The sequence below is a fragment of the Stutzerimonas kirkiae genome (assembly GCF_004327335.1).
Classification (GTDB): domain Bacteria; phylum Pseudomonadota; class Gammaproteobacteria; order Pseudomonadales; family Pseudomonadaceae; genus Stutzerimonas; species Stutzerimonas kirkiae.
On sequence record NZ_QJUO01000009.1, the window covers coordinates 103,916 to 121,480 of the forward strand.

The 17,565-nt window shown below is 62.5% G+C and carries 19 protein-coding genes, 1 tRNA gene and 1 pseudogene; 4 read left to right on the top strand and 17 right to left on the bottom strand.

Annotation, left to right across the window (positions count from 1 at the left end):
- Positions 1-236: 236 nt before the first annotated feature.
- The 6 genes from DNJ95_RS07385 to DNJ95_RS07410 form a co-directional block, all read right to left on the bottom strand.
- Entirely contained in the window at positions 237-482 is a 246-nt protein-coding gene (locus tag DNJ95_RS07385) for a hypothetical protein (RefSeq protein ID WP_131184078.1), read from the bottom strand.
- A gap of 226 nt (positions 483-708) precedes the next feature.
- On the bottom strand, positions 709-1,008 hold the full coding sequence (locus tag DNJ95_RS07390; RefSeq protein WP_131184079.1) for a DUF3861 domain-containing protein: 300 nt from the start codon (positions 1,006-1,008) through the stop codon (positions 709-711).
- A gap of 29 nt (positions 1,009-1,037) precedes the next feature.
- Positions 1,038-1,388 (bottom strand): DUF190 domain-containing protein, encoded by a 351-nt coding sequence (locus DNJ95_RS07395; protein ID WP_131184080.1) that lies wholly within the window; start codon positions 1,386-1,388, stop codon positions 1,038-1,040.
- Between the two features lie 35 nt (positions 1,389-1,423).
- On the bottom strand, positions 1,424-2,509 hold the full coding sequence (locus DNJ95_RS07400; protein WP_131184081.1) for an HlyD family secretion protein: 1,086 nt from the start codon (positions 2,507-2,509) through the stop codon (positions 1,424-1,426).
- Between the two features lie 19 nt (positions 2,510-2,528).
- Positions 2,529-4,106 (bottom strand): MFS transporter, encoded by a 1,578-nt coding sequence (locus tag DNJ95_RS07405; protein ID WP_131184082.1) that lies wholly within the window; start codon positions 4,104-4,106, stop codon positions 2,529-2,531.
- Positions 4,103-5,584, bottom strand: coding sequence for an efflux transporter outer membrane subunit (locus DNJ95_RS07410; RefSeq protein WP_131184083.1), 1,482 nt, complete (start codon positions 5,582-5,584; stop codon positions 4,103-4,105). The genes DNJ95_RS07405 and DNJ95_RS07410 overlap by 4 nt, the downstream gene beginning before the upstream one ends.
- A gap of 209 nt (positions 5,585-5,793) precedes the next feature.
- On the opposite strand from DNJ95_RS07410, the gene DNJ95_RS07415 reads away from it, so the two are divergent.
- Positions 5,794-6,429 carry a TetR/AcrR family transcriptional regulator gene (locus DNJ95_RS07415; RefSeq protein WP_131184084.1) on the top strand — a complete coding sequence of 212 codons (636 nt, stop codon included), beginning with the start codon at positions 5,794-5,796 and terminating at the stop codon, positions 6,427-6,429.
- A gap of 104 nt (positions 6,430-6,533) precedes the next feature.
- Here the strand turns inward: DNJ95_RS07415 and groL are convergent, their stop codons facing one another.
- The 4 genes from groL to DNJ95_RS07435 all read right to left on the bottom strand — a co-directional run bounded on the left by groL (position 6,534) and on the right by DNJ95_RS07435 (position 10,050).
- On the bottom strand, positions 6,534-8,174 hold the full coding sequence (groL, locus tag DNJ95_RS07420; RefSeq protein WP_131184085.1) for a chaperonin GroEL: 1,641 nt from the start codon (positions 8,172-8,174) through the stop codon (positions 6,534-6,536).
- Between the two features lie 46 nt (positions 8,175-8,220).
- On the bottom strand, positions 8,221-8,514 hold the full coding sequence (locus DNJ95_RS07425; protein ID WP_131184098.1) for a co-chaperone GroES: 294 nt from the start codon (positions 8,512-8,514) through the stop codon (positions 8,221-8,223).
- Between the two features lie 228 nt (positions 8,515-8,742).
- On the bottom strand, positions 8,743-9,195 hold the full coding sequence (locus DNJ95_RS07430; RefSeq protein WP_131184086.1) for an FxsA family protein: 453 nt from the start codon (positions 9,193-9,195) through the stop codon (positions 8,743-8,745).
- Positions 9,196-9,327: 132 nt separating this feature from the next.
- Positions 9,328-10,050, bottom strand: coding sequence for a HugZ family pyridoxamine 5'-phosphate oxidase (locus DNJ95_RS07435; protein WP_131184087.1), 723 nt, complete (start codon positions 10,048-10,050; stop codon positions 9,328-9,330).
- A 189-nt stretch (positions 10,051-10,239) separates the two neighbouring features.
- On the opposite strand from DNJ95_RS07435, the gene DNJ95_RS07440 reads away from it, so the two are divergent.
- The gene (locus tag DNJ95_RS07440) at positions 10,240-12,438 is read left to right on the top strand and encodes a TonB-dependent hemoglobin/transferrin/lactoferrin family receptor (RefSeq protein ID WP_131184088.1); all 2,199 of its coding nucleotides are present in this window, start codon (positions 10,240-10,242) and stop codon (positions 12,436-12,438) included.
- A 57-nt stretch (positions 12,439-12,495) separates the two neighbouring features.
- Here the strand turns inward: DNJ95_RS07440 and DNJ95_RS07445 are convergent, their stop codons facing one another.
- The 4 genes from DNJ95_RS07445 to DNJ95_RS07460 form a co-directional block, all read right to left on the bottom strand.
- Positions 12,496-13,395: a pseudouridine synthase gene (locus tag DNJ95_RS07445; RefSeq protein WP_165491610.1), complete on the bottom strand. Its 900-nt coding sequence runs from the start codon at positions 13,393-13,395 to the stop codon at positions 12,496-12,498.
- Between the two features lie 24 nt (positions 13,396-13,419).
- Entirely contained in the window at positions 13,420-13,701 is a 282-nt protein-coding gene (locus DNJ95_RS07450) for a topoisomerase II (RefSeq protein ID WP_131184089.1), read from the bottom strand.
- A gap of 72 nt (positions 13,702-13,773) precedes the next feature.
- Positions 13,774-14,994, bottom strand: coding sequence for an aspartate aminotransferase family protein (locus tag DNJ95_RS07455; RefSeq protein ID WP_131184090.1), 1,221 nt, complete (start codon positions 14,992-14,994; stop codon positions 13,774-13,776).
- Positions 14,995-15,298: 304 nt separating this feature from the next.
- A complete protein-coding gene (locus DNJ95_RS07460; RefSeq protein WP_131184091.1) occupies positions 15,299-15,988 on the bottom strand; it encodes a crotonase/enoyl-CoA hydratase family protein in 690 nt (229 codons plus the stop codon).
- Positions 15,989-16,199: 211 nt separating this feature from the next.
- On the opposite strand from DNJ95_RS07460, the gene DNJ95_RS07465 reads away from it, so the two are divergent.
- Positions 16,200-16,289: transfer RNA gene (locus tag DNJ95_RS07465), tRNA-Ser, on the top strand.
- A 160-nt stretch (positions 16,290-16,449) separates the two neighbouring features.
- Here DNJ95_RS07465 and DNJ95_RS19665 read toward each other — a convergent pair.
- The 3 genes from DNJ95_RS19665 to DNJ95_RS19190 form a co-directional block, all read right to left on the bottom strand.
- Positions 16,450-16,683 carry an IS3 family transposase gene (locus tag DNJ95_RS19665; protein WP_131184092.1) on the bottom strand — a complete coding sequence of 78 codons (234 nt, stop codon included), beginning with the start codon at positions 16,681-16,683 and terminating at the stop codon, positions 16,450-16,452.
- Complete coding sequence (locus DNJ95_RS19185; RefSeq protein ID WP_165491608.1) at positions 16,655-16,939, bottom strand: hypothetical protein; 285 nt, start codon at positions 16,937-16,939, stop codon at positions 16,655-16,657. The genes DNJ95_RS19665 and DNJ95_RS19185 overlap by 29 nt, the downstream gene beginning before the upstream one ends.
- A gap of 143 nt (positions 16,940-17,082) precedes the next feature.
- A complete protein-coding gene (locus DNJ95_RS19190; protein WP_165491607.1) occupies positions 17,083-17,361 on the bottom strand; it encodes a hypothetical protein in 279 nt (92 codons plus the stop codon).
- Between the two features lie 30 nt (positions 17,362-17,391).
- Between DNJ95_RS19190 and DNJ95_RS19785 the strand changes: the two are divergent.
- A pseudogene (locus DNJ95_RS19785) lies at positions 17,392-17,565 on the top strand (ISL3 family transposase); the annotation flags it as partial.

The window sequence follows — 17,565 nt, forward strand, 5'->3', positions numbered from 1 at the left end:
GCGTTGCTCTGTACGTCCGCTGGATTGGCGATGGTGTGCCTACCGCCAGGGCTGTTGCCATTTCGTCGCAAGCCGCGTTGTCGCGATAAATCGCCCCCGGCCAGGCCGCGCCCGACGGGCTTGCGGCATTCACTCCATCCCTGGAGATTGCACAGGACGCAGGCAATGCGTCACTCCCTTGTCAATTCCTGCAACGACAGCGGGGCTATCGAACACACAAGCATTTTGTATGGCTCTCAGAGGCCAGCGCGCCCCTGCGACAGGCCGAACATGAACAGCAACAGGCCATCGTCATCGGCGCTGGCCGAGCGGTGCCCTATACGCCCGCCAGCGGGTAGCGGGCAGTAGTCCAGTTGCATGCTGCCGAACGACAACACCTGGGGCAGCGGCTCATTCCAGGAATAGACACAGACATAGAGCAGCAGCGCCGCCAAAGCCAGCAGCGCCGAGGTCGAAAAAGCTTGGATCAGGTTCAGATTCATGCCGCAACCCATTGATTGGAATTGCCAAGAGAACCCAGAGACTAGACCCGAAATATGTCGCGTAGCATTTTTACTCGACGAATGGCTGAAAAAACCTCGAGAAAAATCCTTGACACTGCGCCTGAAATGACCCTGAGCCGGAATAAACTCCATATGGATCAGCAGATTGGCGACGTTTCCAACCATTTTTCGCAATGGAGCCTTGCGCCAGCCCCAAGGTGGCGAGTCAGTGATCGTCACCGCCCTTTTTCAGGGTTTTCATGAAATCACGAAAATGCGGGGCAAAAGCCTGGAACAGCGTGTGGTCCCGATGCTCCAGCATGACTTCGCCGAACAGCTTCAGCCCCACGGCCAAGGCTGTCGCGCTGGATTCGTCCAGGTCGGCGCGTCCACGGCTGCGTTCGACGATAGCGAAGATGTCGTCATGGTTGCCCACTTCGAAACGCAATGGCTGATCGTAGGCAGAAGGATCGCCCTGCGCATCGGCAAGGTGTTCGACAGTAATGCGGTAGCGATGCTGTTTCATAGGCTCTCCAGACAGGGTAGATGAACGGCTCAGGCAGCGCTCGGGTCGGCCGCCGGGGCTTCCGGGGGACATCCCAGGGTGCCGAATTCCGCGGCGACCTTCACATAGAACAGTTGCACCCGCTCCTGCTGCAGGTATTCGAAAAGGCGTTGCGACTCTTCGGCGGTGACGACCAGCGTCACCTGCACGGGCTGGTCCGATACATCGAACAGGTTGATGGCATGGATCGCGCCGTCGTGGCCCAATCCGCCTATCGAACCATTCAAGGTCGCGCCGCGCAGGCCGAGCCGCCGCACCTCTTCGAGCAGCCACTGGGCCAGCGGCCGATGCTTGTGCATGCGTTCCTGCTGGGTGAAGAAAGTGACCTGGTAGCCATGCATATCGTTCTCCGGGACTGCTGGAATGCGTGGTGGGCTTACAACGTCGCCCGTGGAGTATCGGCAGGATACTGCAACGCCTGGGAGCCCCTGGCGTCTACATCAATGCTCGGGCGCACGGACATGCCGACACGCAGCCGGCGCGCCTGCTCCTGGCCCGCGTCCACCTGGATACGAACCGGCAGGCGCTGCACGATCTTGGTGAAGTTGCCGGTCGCATTGTGCGGCGGCACTGTCGAGAAGCTCGCACCACTGGCCGCCCCCAGACTTTCGACATGCCCCTTGAGGCGGACGCCGGGCAACGCATCCACGAGGATCTCGACCGGCTGGCCAACCTGCACGCGGGTGAGTTGCGTCTCCCGGAAATTGGCTTCGATATAGACCTTGTCCAGCGGCACCAGGGTCAGCAGCGGTTCCCCGGCACGGGCATAGCCACCGACGCGGGCCCGGCGCTGGGCAACCACACCGCCGACCGGCGCGACCAGCCGTGCCCGGGACAGATCCAACTGCGCAGCGGCCTTTTCCGCTTGCGCGGCCAGCAAGCCCCCGCGCGCACCTTCCAGCTCCGCCAGCAGAACCGCGGTCTGTTGCTCGGTGGACTGCAGGCTGGCGAGATCACGCTCACGGGCGGCACGCTGGATCGCCCATTGTGCCTCGGCCTGCTGCTGCGCCTGCAATGTCCCCGAGCCATCACGGGCCAGGTTGGCGAAACGCCTGCGTTCGGCCCCGGCCAGTTTCAGGTTTGCCTCGGCAGCGGCAATCGCTGCCCGCGCCTGCTGAATAAGGCTGCGCTGGCGCTCGATCTGCGCCTCCAGGCTGTCGATGGCGGCCTGGGCGGCAACCACATGCGCCTGCGCATTGGCCACGGCGATAGCCAGCTCACGCTCGTCGATGCGCAACAGCGGCGCCCCGGCTTCGATTTCCTGGTTATCCTCCACCGCGACCTCGGTGATGATGCCGGAGACCTGCGGGACGATCACCGTGAAGTCCGCCCGGACATAGGCGTCGTCGGTGCTCTGCCGGGATGCAGCGGACTCCGACCGGTTCAGCAGCAGGAAGGCGCCAACCAGGGCAAGTACGGCGACCCCGCCGATCACAATGCGGGAGCGGAGATTCGTGGTCATGACAGGCATATATCGAGGCTCATGAAATCGCACCGGCCGGAGTGGGCGCGGGCATGGGTTGGAGCGGTCGCGGCACCACGGGTGCCGGAATGTACTGGAGCTTCAGAATCAACGGGATCGACAACAGCGCCAGCAGGCCGATCAGCCGATAGACATCGGCTGCGGCCAGGACACTGGCTTGCCGGGCGAAGGTCTCGGCCAGGGTGCCCGGCTCGGTGCCGAAGGCCGTCCACTGCGGCAACAGGTTGCCCGCCTGGTCGCGCAACCCCTCGAAATGGAAACGGCTGCGCAGCGCCGTCAACTGGCCGATGAACGCCCCGCCGAGGATAGTGCTGAGCACGCGCACGATGTTGACCATCCCGGCCATGAACGGCCCCTCCATGGGCTGCACCACACTGACCATCAGGAACAGCATGGCGACCATGGCCAGTGGCTGGCCGATCATATGCAACAGTGTGGGCCAGAGAAACTGCCGCACCATCCATTCCTCGGTGATGCCCGAAGCCAGCCAGCAAGCCACCGCCATGCAGGCCATTCCGCTGGCGAGCACATGCCGCGCATCGACCCGGCGCTGGTACAGCAGCAGCGCCACGCAGGAGCCCAGCAGCAGTTGCGGCAAGCCGACCAGCAGGCCCAGCGATGCGCTTTGCTGCATGCGAAAGCCCTGCAGGCCGCCCAGCACATTGGCCGGCAGGACAACGGCGCTGGACATGGTCACCAGCATCACCGCCAGGGTAATGAAACCCAGCCAGACATTGCGGCGCTTCAGCAGCTCCAGCCGCACGAACGGCGCGGGATGGAGCCATTCGCTGAGCAGGAACAGGCCGCTGAAAATGGCACCAAGCCCCAGTGCGACAACGATCAAGGAAGACTGAAACCAGTCCAGGCGCACCCCCTGGTCGATACCCACCACCAGCAGCATCAACCCGGGTGCGCCGAGCAGCATGCCGAACCAGTTGGCCTGCTTCAGCCGCGCCAGCGCCAGCGGCATCGGCGGAATGCCCCAGGCGACCATGGCCATCGCCAGCAGGCCCAGCGGGATGACCAGCCAGTAGACCCAGCGCCAGTCTTCCAGGTGATCCACCGCCAGTGCCGCCAGCCACAGCGCGACATTGGGCGAGAGGGTGGCGGTCATGGCGAACAGCGCCAGGCCATGCAGACGAACCGATGCCGGCAGGAAGCGCAGGGCCGCCATCATCAGGATCGGAATCAGCGCACCGGCGCAGAGCCCGTGCAAGAGACGCAATGCCAGCAGCAGATGCATATCCCGCACCAGCGGCAGTATGGCCGACAGGCTGAGCGCCAGTGCCAGCAAGGTCAGGTGGAAACGCCGCATAGAGAAAGTGATGGCGAACCAGGCGGCGAACGGCATGGCCGCCAGCTCCCCGGCGGAAAACGCCGTGGTGAGCCAGGCGAGATCATCCCGGGCAAAGCCCAGGCCACCCTGGACATCGACCAGGACCAGCGCCGGTACGCGATTGCTCAGGCCGGCCATCATCGCCGCCAGCAACACACCCAGCAGCCCTACCGCCAGACGCCCATTGAACACCGGTTGTGGCGGCGCCCCGGCGGGCGGAGCGGCAGCCGCCGTACTCATGAGGAAGCCCCGGGCGTCGCCGTTTCCTGCAGTTGCGCCGACCAACCGCCCCCAAGCGCGCGGTACAGCGATACCACCGCGAGCGCGGAAGCGGTCGCACAGTCGGCCAGTTCGGACTGGTTGTTCAACAGGGTGCGCCGGGCCACCAGCACCACGGTGAAGTCCGCCGAACCTTCCTGGTAGGAACGCTGCGCCACGGCCAGGGCCATCCTGTTCTGCTCCAAGGCGGACTGTAACCGCTGGTGCCGCTTCAACTCGCTGGCATAGGCACCCAGTGCGTCATCCACCTCGTGCCAGGCACGCAACACGGTCTGCCGATAGGCGATACCCGCCAGGCGGTGGCGAGCCTCGCTCAGGGCCAGGTTGCTCTTGAGCCGCCCGCCATCGAAGATCGGCAGGTACAGTGTCGGCCCTATCGAAAAGCGCCGGGAATCCCAACTGCCCAGGTCGGACAGGCGGAAGGCCTGGGCCCCGAGACTGCCAGTCAGGCTGATACGCGGATAGAAGTCGGCCTTGGCCGCGCCGATGTCGGCGAGCGCCGCGCGCAAGCGGGCCTCGGCCTGCAGGATATCGGGCCGCTGCCGGGCGATCTCGGAGGGAATGCCGAGGGGCAGGCGTTCGGGCATCGGTGGTAGCCCCGCCGCGACCAAGCGCCCGTCCAGCTCCCGTGGCAGCTTGCCGAGCAGTAACGCCAGCGCATTCATCGAGGCATCGCGCTGGTGCTGCAACTGCACCAGCCGCGCCTCGACCACAGCCACGTCGGCGCGCGCCGAGGCGGCGTCGAAGCGGCTGGCGACACCGTTGCGCTCGCGGCTTTCGGCCATGCCCAGCAGTTCCTCGGCGATCCGCAGGTTGTCCTCGACCAGCGCCGCCTGCGCCTGCACCCCACGCAGCAGCAGATAGCCGCGCGCCACTTCAGCACTGACCGAGACCTGCAACGCATCCCAACCGTAGTAGGCGGCATCCAGGCTGGCCTGGGCGGATTCGTCGAGATAGCGCAGGCGCCCCCAGAAATCCACTTCCCAGTCGGCCTGCAGGCCCAGGGACCAGGTGCTGGTGCCCTCCGCCGGCTGCCCGAGCTGGTACATCCCCGAATTCCTGCTGATGCCGGACCGCGAGTAACCCGCATCCGCGGACAAATGTGGGTGGCGGGCAGCGCTGGCCAGGCCGAGTTGCGCCCGGCTTTCCTCGATGCGCAGTACCCCCGCCTGCAGGTCCAGGTTGCCCGCCACTTCCTCCTCCAGGGCCAGCAGCGTGGAATCATTGAACAACCTCCACCACTGCACCGGCACCGGCGCATCACTCAATGCGGGCTGGGTTGCAACGATGGCCGCGCGGGAACCTAGTGCCGCCTCTGCCGGCCCCATCGAAGGCGGTCGGGCGGAAGGCAGACTGACGCAGCCCGCCAGCAACGACAGCAGCACGGGTACTAGCCTGGCGGCAAGGCGCTGTGCCCCGCATGCTGCAGTACGATTCATGTCGATCCTCGAACGAAGGGAGTACCAGCGCCTGCCCAGGCGGACAGGAGGCTTCAGCCCTGGCAGTACCGATCGGTACTGTAGATGAAAGACGTGCCCTCGTCAAAATCCATGGTATTGATCTGTACGAGCCAGAGAGTCCCGCCAGTGGTTTTTGTCATGTAAAGAACCGATCGGTATACTCCGGTAAACCTTTCCCAGAGCACGCCATGCCCCAATCCAGCCCCACCGATCGCCATGACAAATCGCTCTCGATCCTGGAGGCCGCCACCTCCGTGTTCCTGACGCACGGCTTCAGCGCCGCGACCACGGACATGATCCAGCGCGAGTCCGGCGTTTCGAAGGCGACGCTATACAGCCTCTTCCCTGGCAAGGAAGCCATGTTCACGGCAGTGATCGAACGGCAATGCGCCAGGATGGCCTCGACCATCCAGGCAATACGGACAGCTCCCGGCGATATCGCCAGGACGCTGACTGACATAGCCACGGCCTATCTCGATATCGTTCTTTCGGATAGCGGGCTGGCATTGTTCCGCGTCGTGGTCGCCGAGTCCCCGCGCTTCCCCACTGCGGGACGGTGCTTCTACCTGGCCGGCCCCAGGACCGTCACCTCGATGGTGGCCGAACACCTGAGCGAAGCTGCCCAGGCCAGGGAAATCGATATCCACCCGCTGGGTGTCGAAGCCGCCGCCTCGCTGTTCATCAGCCTGGTCCGCGCCGAAGGGCAACTGGAATGCCTGATGCACCCGTCCGCCCGGCCATCCGCCGAGCAAATGGAGCGCTGGGTACGGCAGGCGGTCGACGTTTTTCTCGGGCGATTCGGCGCACACACCACAAACGCATAAAGCCTTGCACCAGCGCCCTTGCGCAACACCAAGGCGTTTTCATCATCGGCCACAACGAAAAACCCCGCGACAAGCGCGGGGTTTTTCTTGCAGCAGGTATGGGGTCAGAAGCCGCCCATACCGCCCATGCCACCCATGTCAGGCATCGCGGGAGCGGACGGCTTGTCTTCCGGCAGCTCGGCAACGATGGCCTCGGTGGTGATCAGCAGGCCAGCGATGGAAGCGGCGGCCTGCAGGGCGCTACGGGTAACCTTGGCCGGGTCGATGATACCGAACTCGATCAGGTCGCCGTACTCGCCAGTGGCAGCGTTGTAGCCATAGTTGCCAGTGCCGGACTTGACCTTGTCCAGGACCACGGAAGCTTCGTCACCGGCGTTGCTGACGATCTGGCGCAGCGGCGCTTCGACCGCACGACGCAGGATGCTGATACCGGCGTTCTGCTCTTCGTTGATACCTTTCAGGTCCTTGATGGCGTCCAGTGCGCGCACCAGGGCCACACCACCGCCAGGCACCACGCCTTCCTCGACCGCGGCACGGGTCGCGTGCAGGGCGTCTTCGACGCGAGCCTTCTTCTCTTTCATCTCGACTTCGGTGGCAGCGCCAACCTTGATCACCGCAACACCGCCAGCCAGCTTGGCCAGGCGCTCCTGCAGTTTTTCCTTGTCGTAGTCGGAGGTGGTCTCGTCGACCTGCTTGCGGATCTGCGCAACGCGGGCCTCGATATCGGCCTGCTGGCCGGCACCGTCGATGATGGTGGTGTTTTCCTTGTTCAGCACGACGCGCTTGGCGTTACCCAGGTGCTCCAGGGTGGTGGTTTCCAGGCTCAGGCCGACTTCCTCGGAAATCACGGTACCACCGGTGAGGATGGCGATGTCCTGCAGCATGGCCTTGCGACGATCACCGAAGCCAGGCGCCTTGACGGCGGCGACCTTGACGATACCGCGCATGTTGTTGACCACCAGGGTAGCCAGGGCCTCGCCCTCGACATCCTCGGCCACGATCAGCAGCGGACGACCGGACTTGGCAACGGCTTCCAGAACCGGCAGCAGCTCGCGGATGTTGGAGATCTTCTTGTCGACCAGCAGCAGCAACGGGCTTTCCAGCTCGGCGACCATGGTGTCGGGCTTGTTGATGAAGTACGGCGACAGGTAGCCACGGTCGAACTGCATGCCTTCGACGACGGACAGTTCGTTCTCCAGGCCCGAGCCTTCCTCGACGGTGATCACGCCTTCCTTGCCGACTTTCTCCATGGCTTCGGCAATGATGTTGCCGATGGAGTCATCGGAGTTGGCGGAGATGGTGCCGACCTGGGCGATCGCCTTGGTGTCGGTGCACGGCTTGGCCAGGTTCTTCAGCTCGGCGACGATGGCGGCGGTGGCCTTGTCGATACCACGCTTGAGGTCCATCGGGTTGAGGCCGGCAGCAACGGACTTGAGGCCTTCGGTGACGATGGCCTGGGCCAGAACCGTGGCGGTGGTAGTACCGTCACCGGCAGCGTCGTTGGCCTTGGAGGCAACGTCCTTGACCAGTTGCGCGCCGATGTTCTCGAATTTGTCTTTCAGCTCGATTTCCTTGGCCACCGATACACCGTCTTTGGTGATCAACGGGGCACCGAAGCTGCGCTCCAGTACCACGTTACGGCCTTTCGGGCCGAGGGTGGCCTTGACCGCGTCAGCCAGGGTGTTCACACCGACCAGCAGTTTCTTGCGAGCGGAATCGCCAAATTTGACTTCTTTAGCAGCCATGTCGATTTTTCCTCAATTCTTGATGATTAGTGTGGGATAAACAGGATCAGGCTTCGACGACAGCGAGGATCTCGCTCTCGTTCAGCACCAGCAGGTCTTCACCATTGTCTTTTACGGTGTTGCTGCCGGAGTAAGGGCCGAACACGACCTTGTCACCGACCTTGACGGCCAGCGGACGCACTTCACCGTTTTCCAGAACACGACCAGTGCCCACAGCGACAACCTCGCCACGATTCGGTTTTTCAGCAGCGGAACCGGGCAGCACGATGCCACCAGCGGTCTTGTTTTCTTCTTCGCTGCGGCGGACTACGACGCGGTCATACAGAGGACGAAGAGCCATTGTCGATTTCTCCCAATTGAGTTGTTCCATGCCGATGTCATCATCGGCGGGTTAGCAAATCCGGCAGTGCCGGTTGCGGTCTGCCCTGGCAGGCCGCAGAAGATGGGCTGTCGCGGCGGACAGCAACCTTGCGGTGTACGCTAGATGTGGGCGGACAAACGTATTTCAAGTGAGCCGGGCGAGATTTTTTCATTACTAATGAAAATGGCGCCGTAGCGCCATCACCCTTCAGGAGTCACGACGCTCCCATTCGCCCTCGATGACATTCGGCTTCTGCCCCGCCTCGCGCTGCCTGAGATCGTCGGCGGATGCCCGCTGGCGGCTGGCCTGCTCCTCGACCCGGCGCTGGAAGGCGTTCAGCAGCATACGCCGGGTGAACGGCAACAGAATCAACAGCGCGATCAGGTCGCTGATGAACCCCGGCAGGATCAGCAGACCGCCGGCAACCGCCAGCAGTGCCCCCTGCAGCATCTCCTTCTCGGGCAGTTCGCCTCGCGCCATGCGCTCGCGCATGCGCCAGGCGGTGGCGAAACCGGCCAGACGCATCACCAGGACACCCGCCATTCCCGACAGGATCAGCAACAGGATGGTCGCCAACACCCCGATGGAGCTGCCGACCTTGATCAGCACCGCCAGCTCGGCAAGTGGAAACAGAAGAAACAGCAGGAAAAAGATGCGCATCGGTGATTCCTTGGTAGAGCGGCTTTTCCAGTAGATGACGCCGGGCCGCGATGAATTCAAGCCAAGCCTGTAACCGGATTATTCGTACCCTGGAGTTCGCCACTACCCCACGACAGGCAACCCAGTGCCCACCTACAGGCTGCTGGCCCTGGCCAGGGCGACCAGCGCCTGCCGGACCTCCAGCGGAGTCGCGCACGCCTGCGCGAACGGCAGCCAGTGCAATTGCCTGCCCTGGCGCAAATGGCAGCCCTCGCTGTCGATGCCCACCATGCAGGCAGGCGGCTCGGCGGGCAGGCCGGCCAGCTCCAGGTAATGCGCGATGGCATCGCGGTGGTCGCCGTTCATATGCTCGATCATGCTGTCTTCGGCTCCCGGCGCCTGCGCACTGGCAGCGAAAGGGTTGGCCCGCTCGACGCCATCCAGCCAGTGGATGGCGCCGAAACCACCGATATAACGCCAGCGCACGGGCTGCAGATGCCAGAAATCGAAATCGTGGGCCTGATGATAGTCCCGTGACTCGGGGAAGTAGCGGTAGTAACGCTGCGAAGCCGCCTCGATCGCCTGCCCGTCCTCCAGCTTCTTCGCCTCAGCCAGCAGTGTCAGCCGGCCAGCGGCCTGCACGTCATCGGCATCGCGCTCGCCCACCAGCAGCGAGCAGCGCGGGTCGGCCTGCAGGTTGCGCGTATGCTGGGCGATCCGGCTGATCAGGATCAACGGCCAGCCCTGCTCGTCGAGGCAATAGGGCACGGCGGAGCCGAAGGGAAAGCCGGGCATCGCTTTCGACTGGGTGGACAGCACGCCCCGGTACTCCCTGAGCAGCAACACACGGGCATTGTGGTTCACTTCTGGATTCACCTGTTACTCCTTGACTGGACGCGTTCGACGATTGGCAAAGCATATCCGTTTTGCGCAGGCAAAGCCGGCATCCCGAAAAGTTACAGAATCATTAATAATTCTTAACACTAATTATCAATCAACAACAAATGACAGGAATTACCATTATCGAATAAGCCACCCGTTCATGAAGCGATCAAGGAAAAGCACATGTCGACCATCCCACCCTTTCCACTCAAATCCTTCCTCTCACTGCTGCTGCTGAGCCCGGCACTGGCATCGGCCGGTCAAACGCTCCAATTGGAACAGACCACCGTCAGCGCCACCCGCACCGAGCAGAATATCGACAGCGTGCCAAGTACCGTAACGGTTCATGAACAGGAGCGCCTGGATAAACAGAACGTCAACACCATCAAGGACCTGGTCCGCCATGAGCCGGGAGTATCAGTCGGAGGCACCGGGCACTCATCGGGAACCAGCGGATACAATATCCGCGGTATCGACGGCAATCGCATCCTGACCCAGATCGACGGCGTGGGAATCCCCGATGCCTATGCCTTCGGCCCCTACGCCAATACCCGGCGCAACTATGTCGACCCGGACATCATCAAGCGCGTGGAAATCCTTCGCGGCCCTGCCTCGGCGCTGTATGGCAGTAACGCCATCGGTGGCGCGGTCAGTTATTTCACCCTGGACCCGCAGGACATCATCAAGGATGGCCAGGACCACGGCGCGCGCCTGAAGCTGGGCTACAGTTCCGCCGACGAAAGCTGGCTGACCTCCGCCACGGTCGCGGGGCGCCAGGGCGATTTCGATGCCCTGCTGCATTACAGCAAACGCAGCGGCGAGGAAACCGAAAGCCAGGGCAGCGTCGGCGGCAACGGCCTGTCGCGCAGCAAGGCCAACCCGGAAGACAACGACAGCCATAACGTCCTGGCCAAGCTCGGATACCACTATGGCGAGGACAACAGGCTGAAACTGGCCTACGAGCATTTCCACTCGACACTGGACGGCGATATCAGAAGCGCACCAACGTCCCTCTTCGGCTGGCCGACCCAGGCCTACCTCGGACGCAACGTCAAGGATGTGATCGAACGCGAACGCTTCAGCCTGGAAAACCGTCTCGCCCTCGGCTCGGCCCTGGCCGACGACTGGTCGCTGCGCCTGAGCTACCAGAACGCCGGCACCGACCAGCGCACCTACCAACCCAACAGCAACAGCAGCCGCTATCGCAAGACCACCTACCAGGAGCGTACCTGGCAGTTGGATAACCAGTTCGACAAATCCTTCGCTCTGGGGCGCGCGGAGCATCAGTTGACCTACGGCCTGAGCTATAGCCGCAGCAAGATCGAAGGCCTGCGTGTGGGAAGCGGTAATGCCCTGTATGAAAGCGACTTCCCCGATCCCAAGGTGAAAAACCGTGCCCTGTACGCCCAGGACCAGATCCGCTACGGCGCCTGGACCTTCCTGCCCGGCGTGCGCTACGACCACGAAACCCTCGACCCGAAGGGCACCGAGGCCTATCTGTCGACCGTCAGCGCGGCCGACGAAGTGGACCTGCGCAAGAAATCCTGGCACAGCGTCTCGCCCAAACTGGGCATCACCTATGACTTCAACCACAATTACAGCCTCTACGGCCAGTATGCCGAGGGCTTCCGCACTCCCACGGCCAAGGCTCTCTACGGCAGCTTCACCAACGAAAGCGCCGGCTACCGCGTAATCGGCAATTCGTCTCTCGACCCGGAAACCAGCAAGAGCCTGGAACTGGGCCTGCGCGGCAAGTTCGAGCAGGGTAATTTCAGCCTGGCACTGTTCCATAACCGCTACCGCGACTTCATCGAAGAGGACTCCCTGGGCGGCGGCAGTAACTATGCCACCTTCCAGGCCAGCAATATCGACAAGGCCACCATCAAGGGGGCGGAAGCCAAGGCCCGCCTGCAACTGGCCGCACTCGGGCTGCCGCAGGGGCTTTATGGCCAGGGCTCGGTCGCTTACGCCAGGGGCGAGAATGAGGACAATAACCAGCCGCTGAACAGCGTCAATCCGCTTACCGGAGTCTTCGGGCTCGGCTATGACCAGGTAGATGGCCGCTACGGCGCCCTCCTCAACTGGACCCTGGTCAAGCGCAAGAACCGCGTCGATGACGAGACCTACCATGCGGCCGATGGCAGCACCCGGTTCCGCACACCCGGCTTCGGTATCCTCGACCTGAGCGGCTACTACCAGCTCAGCGAGGCGCTGACGCTGAACGCCGGCATCTACAACCTGACCGACAAGAAATACTGGCTGTGGGACGATGTGCGCGGCTACGACAGCACTGGCGAGGCCGGCTTCCTGGCCCCCGCCAACCTCGACCGGCTGACCCAGCCTGGGCGCAACTTCTCGGTCAACCTGGTCTGGGATATCTGACAGCGCACAGGCAGCTCGCGGGAGCCCAGGCGCTCCCACGAGTCATCCACGCAAACGCTACCAGTCCAGATCCTGGCCGCTGGAAAAGCTGCGGCGTTCACCGCTGAGCGGATCATCGAACACCAGGCGCCGAGCCAGCAGCTTGAGTGGCCGCCGGTAATCATCCGCTTGCCGTCTGGAACGCTCGAGCAGATGGGGATAGAAGGGATCATTGCAGATGCCAGCTCCCAGGCTGGCCATATGCAAGCGTAACTGGTGCTTTCGCCCGGTGATCGGATACAGCGCATAACGCCACAGGTCGGCGCGCCGTTCGATCACCTCGATGCGCGTTTCACTGTTCGCTTCGCCTTCCTCCGTGCGCATCAGGAAAAAGGGCTCGCCTGGCACCATGCGCACATGCAGATGCATCGGCAAGGACTGCCCAGGCAGGGCCGGACAGATCGCTTCGTAGACCTTGTGGATACGCCGCTGCCGGAACAGGGCCTGGTAACGCCCTCGGCTTTGCGGATTGGTGGAAAACAACACGAGCCCCGCCGTCAGGCGGTCGATACGGTGCAAAGGCACCAGATCCTGATTACCAAGACGCTTGCACAGCCGTGCCAGCAAGGTTTCCTGCACATACTCGCCCGCCGGCATCACCGGCAGGAAATGCGGCTTGTCGGCCACCAGCAGATGCTCATCGACATACAGCACGGACTCGCGGAAAGGGATCAGCGGCTCCTCGGCGACCTCCCGGAAATAGTGCACACGCATACCGACCCGGTAGGGATGCCCGACACCCAGCGCCCGCCCCTCGGCATCCTGCACCCGCCCGCGGGCCATGCGATCGAGCCAGACATCGCGGGGAATGGCGGGAAAGTGCGCGCACAGGCAATCCAGCACGGTACTCCATGGCCCCTGCGGCAGATGCAGGGTACTCGGGCGCATGCAAGAGGCGGACACAGGCGGAAGGCTCATGCGAGGCTACGTAGCCAGTTCGGCTCAGTGATCGTGGCCGCAATCCGGCCCGTGGACATGCCCGCCCTCATCCACCGGTTCCATTTCCAGCTCCAGGCTGACCAGGTTGGTCGCCAGGGGCCGCAGCAGCAGATTGGCGTATTCGCTATCACCCTCCTCGACATCGACACCGATCATCAACTGATTGTTACCGACCTGTTGGATCCACACCTCGCGCCCCTGCCAGATCACGGCGAAGCGCGTGCAGGAAGTCTCCAACTGGGTACCGTCCACATCTTCCAGAACCAGTTTCAGGCTATCGCTCATCTTCTTACCCTCGACTCATATGAAAAACGGCGGGGAATACCCCGCCGCCCTTTTATTCGATATTTACCGCGATCAGGCCTTGGCCAGGCTGGCCACGGCCCGTTCGAAACGCGCCAGCCCTTCATCGATATCGGCGTCCTCGATCAACAGGCTCGGCGCCAGACGCACCACATCCGGGCCAGCCTGCAGCACCATCAGCGCTTCGCGTTCAGCAGCCGTGAAAACCTCGCCAGCGCGGCCCTTCCACGCCGCGTCCAGCACGCAGCCGATCAGCAGGCCACGACCGCGCACCTGGCTGAACAGGCCGTAACACTGGCCAATCGACAGCAGGCGAGCCTTGAATCGCTCGTGCTTTTCGCGCACACCAGCCAGCACTTGCGGAGTGTTGACCACATCCAGCACCGCCTCGGCAACCGCGCACGCCAGCGGATTGCCGCCGAAGGTACTGCCATGGGTGCCAACGCTGAAGTGCCTGGCCACCTTGTCCGTCGCCAGCGTGGCGCCAATCGGAAAACCACCGCCCAGGCCCTTGGCACTGGTCAGAATGTCCGGCGTCACACCGTAATGCATATAGTCGTACAGGGCGCCGGTACGACCGACACCGGTCTGCACTTCGTCGAATATCAACAGCGCGCCATACTGGTCGCACAGGCGGCGCGCCCCTTCCAGATAGGCCTGCTCCGCGGGCAGGATACCGCTCTCGCCCTGGATCGGCTCCAGCACCACGGCGCAGGTCTTCTCGGATATCGCGCCCTCCAACGCCGCCAGATCATTGAAAGGCACATGGGTGATACCTTCGATCTTCGGCCCGAAGCCATCCGAGTACTTGGGCTGGCCAGCGACACTGACGGTGAACAATGTGCGGCCATGGAAACTGTTCAAGGCCGAGATGATCTCGAACTTCTCCGGACCGTACACATCGCGGGCATAACGCCGCGCCAGCTTGAAAGCTGCCTCGTTCGCCTCGGCACCCGAGTTACTGAAGAACACCCGGTCGGCAAAGGTCGCATCCACCAGCTTCCTGGCCAGGCGCAAGGCCGGCTCATTGGTAAAAATATTGGAAATATGCCAGAGCTTGCCCGCCTGCTCGGACAGCGCCTCTATCAGCTTCGGATGAGCATGCCCCAGGGAGTTGACCGCGATACCACCGGACAGATCGATCAATTCTCGCCCAGTCTGGTCCCAGACTCGCGACCCTTCGCCTCGCACCGGAATGAAGGAGGCGGGGGCAAATGTGGGAACGATGACCTGATCGAAATCGGAACGTGACACCGGAGTGTGCGGGGCAGACATCGGAATTCTCCTGCGATGCGGCACGGAATGGAACGAAGAGAGCCACGCCCCGGCTTCAGGGCGCGGCAGGACAAGGCATTTCCCCATGCGGCGGATACAGGATCGACGCAACACAGGACTGCCCAGGGTCTGTTGCCATTTCGCAGCGAGCTACATTGTCGCGGTCGCGACGAAACGGCAACAGGCTCTAGTGTAAGCCAGTGTGGTTACATGATGCGATGCGGCAGAGCCCAATAGAATGCCAAAAAACCTGGAAAAATCAGCGGCGGCCAATCCTTATAGAGGCCACGGTGCAGCGAAGACATCAGCCAAGATGCCGCTGATCCAGTTCGATGGCCTGGTCCAGTGCCTCCAGCAACGCCTGGCGTACCTTCAGCTTGGTATTGCGGTGGGCGAGCATGTTCAGCCCTTTCAATTGGGCGGCAGCTTCACGCACCGCATCCTCGAAATCCCCGACCGGCACCAGGCGATCGAAAAAGCCAGCCTCGAGCGCTGTCCGTGGCTCGAACAGTTCGGCATTGATCACCGCACGCTGGAATGCCGATCCGCGCAAACGGTCACGCGCCAGTTCTATCCCCGCCTGGTGCATGGTCATACCGATCTGCACTTCGTTCAGGCCGATGCGGAACGCCCCATCGACACCGATACGGTAATCGCCTGAAAGCAGCAGGAAAGCCCCCTTGGCGATGGCATGCCCGGAACAGGCCACCACCACCGGATAAGGATGCGCCAGCAGACGCCGACTGAAAGACGACCCCCGGGTCACCAGGGCCACCGCCTGCTGCGGCCCGGCGTTCATCACCTTGAGGTCATAACCTCCCGAAAGCACCCCGGGTTGCCCACGTAGCACAACCACCGCCCGGTCTTGCTCGGCACGGTCCAGCGCGGCATTCAACTCATCGAACACCGCCGGCGACAAGGCGTTGACCCTACCGTTGTTCAACGTCAGAGTGGCAACGCCATCCTCCAGACGATAGGCAACCAGTTCACTCATGGCGGACGCTCCTCGCTTCGATTTCCCTGACGTTACCCAGCAAACGCCCCACAGGTAAAGCGCCGAGACTGACCACCCGGTCACGCCAAGACACCACGGCTCGCCACGGCGACCAAGTTAAGCGCATGAAAAAGCTAAAAAAGTTTGCCAACCCGATTCTCTTCGGATACATTAGCGCGCCTCGGCAGACACGACCTTCTGCACGAGATCCGGTGAAGTGTCCGAGCGGTTGAAGGAGCACGCCTGGAAAGTGTGTATACGGGAAACCGTATCGAGGGTTCGAATCCCTCCTTCACCGCCAGACAGATACGCTAAAGCCCTGAAAACCAACGAGTTTTCAGGGCTTTTTGTTTCCAGGCGCATAGCCTGTCGGAAAAGTGAACCACCCCGTCGTTGAACTGCCCCCCATAAGTTGGACTGTCACGATTCCGCCGATCAGGCGGTGCTCCTCAATGGGTACTCTACCGGACTGAGACCCTCAGCCCGAGCTTGATGCGCTCGCGGTTGTAGTAGTGGACGTAATCATCCACGCCCAATTCGAGCGCATCAATGCTTTTGGGTGCTTCGAGATGGAAATACTCGGACTTCAGTGTGCCGAAGAAGCTCTCAATCGCCGCGTTGTCAAAGCAGTTGCCCTTGCGGCTCATGCTTTGCTTGACTCCATGACTAGCGAGCATCGCTCGGTAGGGAAGCATCTTGTAGTGCCAGCCTTAGTCCGAGCACCTGGGCCGCGCAAGCTCTGCCTCGAGCGCGCCGGAAACCGGCTCGAAGATCGGACGCCTTGCCATGCGGTACGCGACGATCTGCGCCGCTGTACAGGTCCATGCAGGCCGACAGATAGAGCTTGTGGCCATTCACATTGAATTCGGTGACATCAGTCGCCCACTTCTGGTTTGGCGCCGTCGCGCAGAAGTCGCGCTGCAGAACGCTGGGCACGTGCGCATCGCTCATGCCAAGAGCGCCTCTTCGCCCGAATCAACGCGCGCTGCCCCATCTTCTGCATCAGACGCTGCACGCACTTGTGCGTTGACCCGTTCCGCCATCGAATTGCGTAGCGTTGCCGTGATCCGTCTGCAGCCGTAGCGGCCTTTGTGCTAATCATAGACCGTGCGGATCCTGGCCTCCATGACGCTTTGCTGGTCGGCGCGCTGGATCGCTTGGCACTGGTAATAGAACGCGCTGCATGCCAGGCCCGCGACCAGCAACAGGTCCGCCAATTTATTGTGATGCCTCGCCCCGGGCATCAGACGCGCCTTGTCGGCGCAGTTGACCTCTTCGGCCGGATCAAGGCTTGCAATTTTTTTGGTTCTTCGCGGACTCTGGGGGAAGAGCGAGTTGACAGGCAGGGAAGCAGGTAAATTGGCAGTCGCCAAACACACCCTTCACCTGCCCCTGCTGTCGCCATGCATCCTATTGATCTTGCCGCTTTCTGGCCAGGCTACGAAGTCGCCGCCTCTCGCCCCGTAGCTGAAAACACCCTGCTGATTGAGCTGGAACCCCAAGCCACGCAAGTGCCCCGGTGCGGGCGCTGTCAGCAGCCCAGTCCATTGATTCATGAGCGGCGCCTGCGCCAAGTA

Bases quoted from the DNA above. Each gene is read 5' to 3' on its own strand.
- DNJ95_RS07450 (WP_131184089.1), bottom strand. From the start codon at position 13,701: ATGAGCGATAGCCTGAAACTGGTTCTGGAAGATGTGGACGGTACCCAG.
- DNJ95_RS07390 (WP_131184079.1), bottom strand. From the start codon at position 1,008: ATGAAACAGCATCGCTACCGCATTACTGTCGAACACCTTGCCGATGCG.
- DNJ95_RS07405 (WP_131184082.1), bottom strand. From the start codon at position 4,106: ATGAGTACGGCGGCTGCCGCTCCGCCCGCCGGGGCGCCGCCACAACCG.
- DNJ95_RS07440 (WP_131184088.1), top strand. From the start codon at position 10,240: ATGTCGACCATCCCACCCTTTCCACTCAAATCCTTCCTCTCACTGCTG.
- DNJ95_RS07425 (WP_131184098.1), bottom strand. From the start codon at position 8,514: ATGGCTCTTCGTCCTCTGTATGACCGCGTCGTAGTCCGCCGCAGCGAA.
- DNJ95_RS07410 (WP_131184083.1), bottom strand. From the start codon at position 5,584: ATGAATCGTACTGCAGCATGCGGGGCACAGCGCCTTGCCGCCAGGCTA.
- DNJ95_RS19185 (WP_165491608.1), bottom strand. From the start codon at position 16,939: ATGAGCGATGCGCACGTGCCCAGCGTTCTGCAGCGCGACTTCTGCGCG.
- DNJ95_RS07460 (WP_131184091.1), bottom strand. From the start codon at position 15,988: ATGAGTGAACTGGTTGCCTATCGTCTGGAGGATGGCGTTGCCACTCTG.
- DNJ95_RS07400 (WP_131184081.1), bottom strand. From the start codon at position 2,509: ATGACCACGAATCTCCGCTCCCGCATTGTGATCGGCGGGGTCGCCGTA.
- DNJ95_RS07395 (WP_131184080.1), bottom strand. From the start codon at position 1,388: ATGCATGGCTACCAGGTCACTTTCTTCACCCAGCAGGAACGCATGCAC.
- DNJ95_RS07430 (WP_131184086.1), bottom strand. From the start codon at position 9,195: ATGCGCATCTTTTTCCTGCTGTTTCTTCTGTTTCCACTTGCCGAGCTG.
- DNJ95_RS19665 (WP_131184092.1), bottom strand. From the start codon at position 16,683: ATGCTTCCCTACCGAGCGATGCTCGCTAGTCATGGAGTCAAGCAAAGC.
- DNJ95_RS07415 (WP_131184084.1), top strand. From the start codon at position 5,794: ATGCCCCAATCCAGCCCCACCGATCGCCATGACAAATCGCTCTCGATC.
- DNJ95_RS07445 (WP_165491610.1), bottom strand. From the start codon at position 13,395: ATGAGCCTTCCGCCTGTGTCCGCCTCTTGCATGCGCCCGAGTACCCTG.
- DNJ95_RS07455 (WP_131184090.1), bottom strand. From the start codon at position 14,994: ATGTCTGCCCCGCACACTCCGGTGTCACGTTCCGATTTCGATCAGGTC.
- DNJ95_RS07385 (WP_131184078.1), bottom strand. From the start codon at position 482: ATGAATCTGAACCTGATCCAAGCTTTTTCGACCTCGGCGCTGCTGGCT.
- groL (WP_131184085.1), bottom strand. From the start codon at position 8,174: ATGGCTGCTAAAGAAGTCAAATTTGGCGATTCCGCTCGCAAGAAACTG.